Source organism: Alteromonas sp. AO-Serp (assembly GCF_017849675.1).
GTDB classification, from domain to species: domain Bacteria; phylum Pseudomonadota; class Gammaproteobacteria; order Enterobacterales; family Alteromonadaceae; genus Alteromonas; species Alteromonas macleodii.
The window spans coordinates 1-5,599 of record NZ_JAFLMX010000184.1 but is presented as its reverse complement, the minus strand read 5'-3'; the positions used below and the strand labels follow the sequence as shown (position 1 = coordinate 5,599).

Genomic DNA, 5,599 nt, shown 5'->3' with positions numbered 1-5,599 from the left:
GATTTAGTACTGCAGGTAGATACTCACAAGTGTACGTTTCTACCTTAACAAAGCATTTAGATGAAACCTTAGCGCTGCTAAAAGAAAAGTTGTTCAACCCTGCGTTCACTCAAGAAGATTTCGACCGCATGAAAGAGCGTGTTGTACAAGGCTTACAGCAGCAAGCGAAAACGCCGTCTAGCTTAGCCCGCCGCGCGCGTGACCTCGTTTTGTTTGGTGAAGAGAACCGTGTGAGCCTGCCGGATGAAGGCACGCTGCAAACTGTGCAGAATATCACGTTGGAAGATGTTAAAACGTTTTATGTCAATTACTATTCGCCAGATAAAGCGAGTATCGTCGTTGTTGGTAACTTACTGAAAAAAGACATGGTGAATACACTAGACTTTATTGGTCAGTGGAAGGGGAATACATATGAATTTGCTGATTACAGCGACTTTCCCAAGTACGAAGAAAACCAAATTTTCCTAGTGGATAGCCCAGAAGCGGTTCAGTCGGTAGTATTTATTGTTGATAGAAGTTTACCTTTTGATGCGACAGGCGATCACTTTAAGTCTCGCCTTATGAACTTCCCATTAGGGGGAGCATTTAATAGCCGCATAAATCTGAACCTTCGAGAAGATAAAGGCTACACCTATGGAGCAAATAGTGGTTTCGTTGGTGGCAAAACCCTTGGCTGGTTTGAAGCAAGTACCGATCTCACTGCTGCTAACACAGGTGAAGGTATCGCTGAAATTTTAAAAGAGATTAATCGCTACCGCACTGAAGGTGTAACCGAGGAAGAAATTGCGTTCATGCGCAATGCCTTTACGTTAAGCGACGCACTTGAATTTGAAACACCTACCAGTAAAGCGCGCTTTTTAAGGCAATTGCTTAGCTATGGTCTTGATAAAGGCTATCGTGAAGAGCAGCTTGCTATTATCAACAATATTGATAAGAAAACGATGGATACCTTGGCAAAGCAATATTTGAATCTTGATAAGATGCAAATTATTGTAGTAGGCGATAAAGCTAAAATTTTGCCTCAGTTAAACGCGCTATCGATGCCAATTATCGAGTTATCAGTAGAGAGTAATACCCGAGAAACGTTAAACTGATAGATTGATTTTTGTTGAATTTACATTATTGCCCCCCATAACAGGGGGCTATATTGACATAACGGACCACCATTTTGACTGTAGACTCATCCCGTTTTGAAGCGCGCATTGCTGCGCTTAAGTCACCCGAATTTCTCGCTGCGCTAAAAGATATTAAGCGCGGCGTTGAGCGCGAAGCCCTTCGTATAAACCCGAACGGTACGTTGGCACAAACACCCCATCCTAAACCGCTGGGATCTGCGCTAACCCATGATTCAATCACCACAGACTTTTCTGAATCGTTGCTTGAATTCATTACGCCGCCAGAAAACAGTGCTGCCAAAACGATTTCTCAGTTAAAAGATATCCATAAATTCGTTATTGATAATATTGGTGTAGAGCAAATATGGCCGCTAAGTATGCCATGCTTTATAGATGATGAAGCGCACATTCCCATCGCCTATTTTGGTGAGTCAAATGTGGGCAAGATGAAGCGTGTATATCGCATTGGTCTGAAAAACCGCTACGGCAGTATGATGCAGGCAATTGCCGGCGTGCATTTCAACTTTTCTCTTCCCGAAACGTTTTGGAAGCTATGGGCTGAACTGAACGGAAAAGAACATTCTCAAGAGCAGACTTCAGCCGATTATTTTGGGCTTATCCGCAACTACCGCAGGTTGTGTTGGCTTATTCCTTATTTGTACGGTGCATCCCCTGCATTATGTGGATCGTTTTTAAAAGGAAAGCAGCATGCGTTACCTTTTAAAAAGGTAGGTAAGGGCACGGTATACATGCCATACGCGACATCACTTCGCATGAGTGATTTAGGCTACACAAGTGCAGAGCAATCGTCGCTTAAGATTTGTTACAATAAGCTAGACAACTATGTCACCTTGCTGCGCGATGCGATGAATACGCCGTCATCCCGGTTCAGCCAGTTTGCTGCAGGCGAAGAGGGCAATTATCAACAGTTAAGTCGCAACATCATTCAAATTGAAAATGAACTGTACTCGCCTATACGCCCTAAGCAGCCCACTCAGTCAATGGAAAAGCCAACAGACGCTTTGGTTAGACGCGGTATCAGCTACATTGAAGTGCGCGCTCTAGATGTAAATCCATTTTCGGCAATTGGTATTTCACAGACGCAATTCGATTTCTTAGATGTTTTCTTAGTGGCGTGCTTACTAATGCCAAGTGCAGAACTTGACGAAGCGCAGCTTAAAGAAGCTAAAGAGAATATGAATAAAGTAGTGTTAGAAGGGCGAAACCCTGATTTGCTCCTGCAAAATGGCGGAGAAAATATTTCACTACCTAAATGGTGTGCCTCTCTGTTTAAGTCCTTCGAGCAAGCGGCCGAATTACTCGATTTAGCCAATGATACGTCGCGTTATACACAAGCGGTGAACGTCGAGGCTGAAAAAGTGGCGGATCCGGCGCTAACACCGTCAGGTAAACTACTTGCTACTTTGCTAGAAAGTGACAAAGATAATGGCGTGTTGGGCTTAGAACTGGCACAAGCTTATCAAGCTGAGATGAAGTCTTTTGAATACACGGATACGGATGCTGCTGGTTTTGCTGCCCAAGCTGACGTGTCGTTTGCTGCTCAAAAAGAAATAGAAGCTGCTGATGTTAAAGACTTTGATACATTTATTCGTGATTATTTCGCTGAGGCCCCAGCAAAAAAAAATGCCTGACATAGGTCAGGCATCGAAGGGTTCCAGGGAAACACACATTTTACTAGAACATTAGTTAAGACAAGCTATGAACCAAAAGTTCAAAAAATTGGTTGTTTTTTTATCAACTCTCATCGTTCTTTTTCCGCTGTTTATCGCTGGGTGTGCAACTACGCCTCCTAAAGACATCAGTAATTTATGCGAAATATTCTACGAAAAGGACGATTGGTATGATGCAGCTGCTGATGCCCGCGATAAATGGGGTGTGCCTATACATGTTCCAATGGCCATGATGTATCAAGAAAGTTCCTTCCGCCACGATGCGCTTCCACCGCGTGATTACGTTTTCTTCGGGCTTATTCCTTGGGGGCGTGTTAGTTCGGCTTATGGCTATTCACAAGCGAAAACACCTACCTGGTCTGACTATATGAGAGAAACAGATAACAGTGGTGCGGATCGTGATGATTTCGAGGACGCTATCGACTTTATGGGATGGTTTATTTACAAGTCGCAAAAAGTGAACGGTATTTCTAAATGGGACGCCTACGCGCAATACCTTAACTATCACGAAGGATGGGGCGGGTACAAACGCAGAAGCTATGATAGAAAGCCGTGGCTGAAGAAAGTGGCGTCAAAAGTTAAAGCGCGCTCGCTGCGCTATGCTACGCAACTTAAAACCTGCGAGGAAGATCTTCAAAAAGGTTGGTTTATGAAGCTGTTTAGCTAAATTAAAGAAGCGACGTTATCGTCGCTTTTTTTATGCGTCTATGAACGTTGATTAAAATAAGTAGAAAAATATATTGAAGAAAAAAATTGAGGGATAGACGGGCGTCTATCCCTCAGCGACGCTAAGCCAAGACCGTTTTTTACCCAACGTCGAACAGGCATTTACAAGATAGTGTAAATGAGAATGATTTGCAATACCTTTTTGTGAATTAATTCTATCCCTCAATATGCAACAAATTTATCTGGCCCTAATCTTGTTCTATACTTTTCAAGTGGAGGAACGTATGGATATAGACAAGTTTAGTGCGCATGGAGAAGTTCACGCTCATTTTCAAGCAGAGCAAAATATTCTACATATAGACTTAGTAGGTCCGTTTAATCTTGAGTTCATGCAAAAGTATGAGCGTGTGGTTGGCGCACAAAGAAAGAATATTGATACACCGTGTTGGGGAAGCTTAGTAAATGTGCATGGTCTAGCACTTGCGCCCATGGAGGCTACTAACGCTGGGCAAGAAATTGTTAGTAAAGCCGTAGCATTGGGACTAATCGCCACGGCAGTGGTGCTTCATGAACCAGAAGGTGTGGCAATGCAAAAGAAGTTTTGGTCTCGTGTTTATGAATCTTCAACACTAGCATTCGAATACTTTGACGACACTGCTCAGGCAACACTGTGGTTGAGTGAAAAAGTACTTGCTTGTCTGCAGGCCCACAATGTTAATCAGTTCAATAATGCCAGACGATAGCCATAACAGCCCTAACTAGGCGAACTCGCCCTGTTAAAACTGATCTTTGCTCAGTGCTCCACTCTATCAATTGAATGAAGGCATAACAGGAGGTAGCCATGGTAGGTAGTCAGCATCAATACCGTTTTTTCAACGTCAACAATGTGCTATTCGATATACCAAGCAATGTATACGACGATAGCGTTGTCGACGGGTGGTTTAGGAATATCGCAAGAGAGGGTCAGAAACTTGATAAGTGGGTAATTCTATCTATACCCGATAAAAGTTTAACGATTACACATACTGCCGCATCTCAACTTTGCTCACGACTTCCCTTTCTGCGAACGTATGGATGTTTGGGGTTTCTTTTGCTTGCGAACCATGTAAACGCCAAAATCTTTCAACACAGTCTTCGAGCAACACCCCCCAATTTTGATATACAAGTTAGTGAGTCGATGGAGCAGCTGTGCCGTAATGCGGAGGCGTTGCTTGGTTATGAGGGAGACCTGAACATATTCAATCGTTACAACTAAGTATGGCAAAGCCCCAATTGTGATGGCGCGACGAATATGTGGATTCGTATTAACTGTATGTTGACCTGGATCAAATAATTAGGCCGACAGCTAACGACTAGAAATCGAATTTGATCTGGATCACATCCTCTATCTAACGCCTCTTCTACTATTTACTTAGTTGAAGAGGAGATTACTTATGTTGTGGACTATGATGAAAGACCCCGTAGTATGGGGCTCACTACTCGGTATAGGCATTATTGTAGCGATGATGATGTATTACACTTATTTGTTTATGCACAACAGTGCAGATGAAGACAAATAAGTCACCATGTATGGCTGTCTAGGTGCAAATTAACGCTTGTTGTTTTGAAGCGGTATGTCGATGAGTACCAATAGTGCTGCTTGTCCACCGTATTCGAGGGGCGCTTGATGAAATGCACGTACGTGTGGGTGCTGAACTAAGTAATGGGGCAGGGCGGCTTTTAGCACGCCCTGACCAAAACCATGCATTACACACACGCAATCTATCAGTTCTTTTCTTGCCGTGTGAATAAGTGCGGCAAGCTCGGCTTTTGCCATCTCTCGGGTAAGGCCATGTAAATCTAACGTCATTTCTGGCGAGTAGTCGCCACGGCGCAGCTGCTTCAAAATATGCGTAGACTCACCTTCTTGGCAAAAGCGCATGGGCCCTTCTTGCGGCAACGCTGCCTGGTACATATCAGAAAAGTCGAAGCTTGCCGCTAATTGCTTGCTGTGTTTTAGGTGTTTACCTTTTACCTGCTGCGACTTCTTAAATAATTCAACTTGCTTATCAGGCTCAACTTTATCCTGTGATAAAGGCGTCACTCCCTGCATAGCATCGGCAAATGAAAAGGTCTCTTCCTCGGTAT

7 protein-coding genes are annotated in these 5,599 nt (G+C 43.5%); 6 read left to right on the top strand and 1 reads right to left on the bottom strand.

Features of this window, described 5'->3' with window-relative positions; genetic code table 11:
- The 6 genes from QVA83_RS12870 to QVA83_RS12845 all read left to right on the top strand — a co-directional run.
- A partial coding sequence (locus QVA83_RS12870) for a M16 family metallopeptidase (RefSeq protein WP_287498527.1) occupies positions 1 to 1,094 on the top strand: 1,094 nt, incomplete at its 5' end.
- A 74-nt stretch (positions 1,095 to 1,168) separates the two neighbouring features.
- Complete coding sequence (gene gshA / locus QVA83_RS12865; RefSeq protein WP_156078074.1) at positions 1,169 to 2,767, top strand: glutamate--cysteine ligase; 1,599 nt, start codon at positions 1,169 to 1,171, stop codon at positions 2,765 to 2,767.
- Positions 2,768 to 2,834: 67 nt separating this feature from the next.
- Positions 2,835 to 3,473, top strand: a complete 639-nt coding sequence (locus tag QVA83_RS12860) for a transglycosylase SLT domain-containing protein (RefSeq protein WP_014948754.1) — start codon at positions 2,835 to 2,837, stop codon at positions 3,471 to 3,473.
- A gap of 283 nt (positions 3,474 to 3,756) precedes the next feature.
- The gene (locus QVA83_RS12855) at positions 3,757 to 4,215 is read left to right on the top strand and encodes a hypothetical protein (protein ID WP_014948755.1); all 459 of its coding nucleotides are present in this window, start codon (positions 3,757 to 3,759) and stop codon (positions 4,213 to 4,215) included.
- Between the two features lie 98 nt (positions 4,216 to 4,313).
- Positions 4,314 to 4,727 carry a hypothetical protein gene (locus QVA83_RS12850; protein ID WP_156078075.1) on the top strand — a complete coding sequence of 138 codons (414 nt, stop codon included), beginning with the start codon at positions 4,314 to 4,316 and terminating at the stop codon, positions 4,725 to 4,727.
- A gap of 178 nt (positions 4,728 to 4,905) precedes the next feature.
- A complete protein-coding gene (locus QVA83_RS12845; RefSeq protein WP_012517787.1) occupies positions 4,906 to 5,031 on the top strand; it encodes a hypothetical protein in 126 nt (41 codons plus the stop codon).
- A gap of 29 nt (positions 5,032 to 5,060) precedes the next feature.
- On the opposite strand, the gene smrB is transcribed toward QVA83_RS12845, so the two are convergent.
- On the bottom strand, positions 5,061 to 5,599 hold a 539-nt coding region (smrB, locus tag QVA83_RS12840), incomplete at its 5' end, for an endonuclease SmrB (protein ID WP_287498526.1).

Coding starts and splice junctions, on each gene's coding strand:
- QVA83_RS12855 (WP_014948755.1), top strand. CDS start 3,757: ATGGATATAGACAAGTTTAGTGCGCATGGAGAAGTTCACGCTCATTTT.
- QVA83_RS12845 (WP_012517787.1), top strand. CDS start 4,906: ATGTTGTGGACTATGATGAAAGACCCCGTAGTATGGGGCTCACTACTC.
- QVA83_RS12850 (WP_156078075.1), top strand. CDS start 4,314: ATGGTAGGTAGTCAGCATCAATACCGTTTTTTCAACGTCAACAATGTG.
- QVA83_RS12860 (WP_014948754.1), top strand. CDS start 2,835: ATGAACCAAAAGTTCAAAAAATTGGTTGTTTTTTTATCAACTCTCATC.